This is a genomic window from Bacillus sp. GMs2/2, assembly GCF_050172095.1.
Taxonomy (GTDB): Bacteria; Bacillota; Bacilli; order Bacillales; family Bacillaceae_G; genus Bacillus_A; species Bacillus_A cereus.
This window is the reverse complement of sequence record NZ_JBNLYE010000399.1, coordinates 1-3,404: the sequence shown is the minus strand read 5'-3', so window position 1 is coordinate 3,404 and position 3,404 is coordinate 1. Positions and strand designations below refer to the sequence as shown.

Here is a 3,404-nt window from a genome sequence, read left to right as displayed (position 1 = left end):
AAGATGGAGAAACATTTGAAGATCGAGTATTACATCATTATGAATTTCTTGGAGATCGCCTTACTATTGGAAAGTTTTGTTGTATTGCATCTGGAGTTAACTTTATTATGAACGGAGCCAATCATCGGATGGATGGATTTTCGGCATATCCATTTAATATATTTGGAAATGGGTGGGAGAAGTATACACCTAGTTTGTCTGATTTACCTTATAAAGGTGATACAGTTATAGGAAATGACGTTTGGATTGGTATGGATACAACAATTATGCCCGGAATAAAAATAGGGGATGGTGCAATCATTGCAGCTAAATCTGTTGTGACTAGAGACGTCGCACCATATACAATTGTTGGTGGAAACCCTGCAAATAAAATAAAAGAGAGATTTTCAAATGAAATAATTCAAGAATTATTGCAAATTCAATGGTGGCATTTTGATATTGAAAAAATAACTGGAAATATTGATGCTATTGTACGCGGAGATATTGAACCATTAAGAAAGCTAAAAAGGGAATGGAAAATGGATGACAAATAGTATCATACCTCCGAATTTTGTTAATGATAATAGAACAAGGAGGTGTGATACTATGGCACAAGACGTTTTATGTGAAGTAAACAACTGTAAATTTTGGGCGAACGGTAATAAATGTAGTGCAGAGGCAATTTACGTAGTAAGTCATAAAGGTAAACATGCATCTACAACGGAAGAAACAGATTGCAAAACATTTGATCCAGAAGTGTAAATTCTTTAAGGGTAGCCAAATCGTGGTTGCCCTTTTATTAATGATAGTATTGATAATAAATATCATTTTCATTCATTAATTTTAGCTTTTTTTGTTATTTTTTCATATTTTCTTCATAAGTGATGTAATCCAACTCAATTCATGTTCAATTCGTGATTTACTAAATTCAATGACTTCAGTAATAAAGGCTGAGGTAACCTCTAGAGACTGAATAGCGGTAAGTTGACTATGTAGTACGTTTTGACGTACAGTCAAAATCTCTTTTCTAGCTTCATATTCAAGTTTTTCAAATAGCGCGATACGAACAAGAAATTCTGCATTATTTGTCGCAAGTTTTTCGGGAAACTCTCGTAACATTTCAGAAAAAATTTCTTCTCCTGTTTCTGTTATATCGTACATATTTCGGTTTGGTTTTCCAACTTGTTTATGTATTTTTTTCGTTATAGCACCCATATTTTCAAAGCGCCGAAGGGCAGGGTAAAGCATGTTGTGATTTAATTCAAAATTCTCACCTAAACGATTTTGAACATTTTTTTTGATTTCATATCCATGTTTTGGTCCGGTCGTTAATTCTGCTAGTAGTAAAATATCAACGTACATAAAAATCCCCCTTATATATTTCTCAAGTTCTCTAATGAAAAATCCCCTTTAGTATATGTTAAAATAACATATGATAGTTTATACAACTTTGAACTGCCGACCTATCACTTTTATTGTAAAAGAAAAGGGAGGAAAGAACTATGGCTTCACCTGAAAATGTTATTTTAGTTCATGAAATTTCAAAGCTGAAAACAAAAGAAGAATTATGGAATCCATATGAATGGTATCGTTTGATGAGGGATAATCACCCAGTTCATTATGATGAAGAGCAGGATGTATGGAATGTTTTTTTATATGATGATGTAAATCGTGTTTTATCAGATTATCGCTTATTTTCAAGTAGAAGGGAGCGCAGACAATTCTCAATCCCTCCTTTAGAAACTAGAATAAATATAAACTCTACAGATCCACCAGAACATCGCAATGTACGTTCCATTGTTTCTAAGGCATTTACTCCAAGAAGTTTAGAACAGTGGAAACCTCGAATACAGGCTATCGCAGATGAACTTGTACAACATATCGAAAAATGTAGTGAAGTTAATATCGTTGAACAGTTTGCTGCACCTTTACCTGTTACCGTTATTTCTGATTTATTAGGAGTCCCAACAACAGATCGTAAAAAAATTAAAGAATGGTCTGATATTTTATTTATGCCGTATAGTAAAGAAAAGTTTAATGATCTGGATACTGAGAAAGGGATAGCATTAAATGAATTCAAAGCATACCTTCTACCGATTGTTCAGGAAAAGAGATATCATTTAACCGATGATATCATTTCTGATTTAATTCGAGCTGAATATGAAGGCGAAAGATTAACCGATGAAGAAATTGTAACCTTTTCATTAGGTTTACTAGCAGCTGGGAATGAAACTACTACAAATTTAATTATTAATAGCTTTTATTGCTTTTTAGTAGATTCACCTGGAATTTATGAAGAGTTAAGAAAAGAACCTAACTTAATTTCAAAAGCGATTGAGGAAGTATTACGCTATCGCTTTCCTGTTACATTAGCCCGGAGGATTACAGAGGATACAAATATATTTGGTTCTTTAATGAAAAAGGATCAGATGATTGTTGCGTGGGTTAGTGCAGCGAATTTAGACGAGAAAAAATTTTCACAAGCCTCTCAATTTAATGTACATCGAACAGGAAATGAAAAGCATTTAACCTTTGGGAAAGGTCCTCACTTTTGCTTAGGAGCACCACTTGCACGTTTAGAGGCTGAGATTGCATTAACTACCTTTATAAATGCTTTTGAAAAAATAGAGCTATCTCCATCTTTCTGTTTAGAAAAATGTATATTGGAAAATGAACAAACATTAAAATACTTACCTATTCGATTGAAAGCTAAATAAAAATCTTAACAAGGTGCATACATTTGCATCTTGTTTTTTGTTTCTCAATTGTGAGTTTTCGGTAATCACCTTAATATGGAATTGTATAAAACGTAGAGGAGGATTCTTATGTTGACTTGTAATGGAAGTAAATCATTTCAAAAGTTTATTAAAGGTGTTACAGATCTTATGGAAAACGGTTTATTTGAAGAAGAAATAGTGTGTGGCATTGAAAAGTTACTAGAAGAACTTTTAGAAAAGAAAACATGGCTTCCGTTAGATAAACAGAAGGCCAATTTGACTCAATATGCACGACATTTATTGTATGAAGATCCGCTCAAACGTTTTGAAGTACTAGCTCTCGTATGGAAAGATGGACAATCTACACCTTTACATGATCATGACGGCACATGGGGAGTAGAAGGCGTTTTTTCAGGAAGGATTATGGTGCAGAACTTTATACAAACGAAACAACTTGGAAATTCACTTGTTTATTTAACACATACAGGAAATCTTTATTTGGGAGAAGGAGAAACAGATAAAGTAATTCCACCAGCGGATTGTCATATTCTTGAAATTAGCAAAAATGAAAGCGTTATTACGATTCATGTCTATGGAAAACGGTTAGAAAAGTTTAAAGTATATATACCAACTGAAGAAAAAAATGTGTACATGTGTGAGACAAAATACATTAGTTATAATTCATAGTTTAAAATCCAAAGCTTTTTT

General features: G+C 32.9%; 5 protein-coding genes. 4 read left to right on the top strand and 1 reads right to left on the bottom strand.

The genetic code is table 11. The features are described 5' to 3' along the window. The coding region (locus ACQGS6_RS25020) for a CatB-related O-acetyltransferase (protein WP_426965771.1) at positions 1-533 on the top strand (533 nt) is incomplete at its 5' end. Between the two features lie 52 nt (positions 534-585). Beyond that, positions 586-741 (top strand): DUF1540 domain-containing protein, encoded by a 156-nt coding sequence (locus tag ACQGS6_RS25015; RefSeq protein WP_000046095.1) that lies wholly within the window; start codon positions 586-588, stop codon positions 739-741. Positions 742-843: 102 nt separating this feature from the next. Here ACQGS6_RS25015 and ACQGS6_RS25010 read toward each other — a convergent pair whose 3' ends face one another. Next, positions 844-1,341, bottom strand: coding sequence for a PadR family transcriptional regulator (locus ACQGS6_RS25010; protein ID WP_000289122.1), 498 nt, complete (start codon positions 1,339-1,341; stop codon positions 844-846). 140 nt (positions 1,342-1,481) lie between these two features. On the opposite strand from ACQGS6_RS25010, the gene ACQGS6_RS25005 reads away from it, so the two are divergent. Beyond that, positions 1,482-2,696 (top strand): cytochrome P450, encoded by a 1,215-nt coding sequence (locus ACQGS6_RS25005; protein ID WP_074626492.1) that lies wholly within the window; start codon positions 1,482-1,484, stop codon positions 2,694-2,696. Between the two features lie 108 nt (positions 2,697-2,804). Next, a complete protein-coding gene (locus ACQGS6_RS25000) occupies positions 2,805-3,383 on the top strand; it encodes a cysteine dioxygenase family protein (protein ID WP_000954437.1) in 579 nt (192 codons plus the stop codon). Positions 3,384-3,404: the final 21 nt, after the last annotated feature.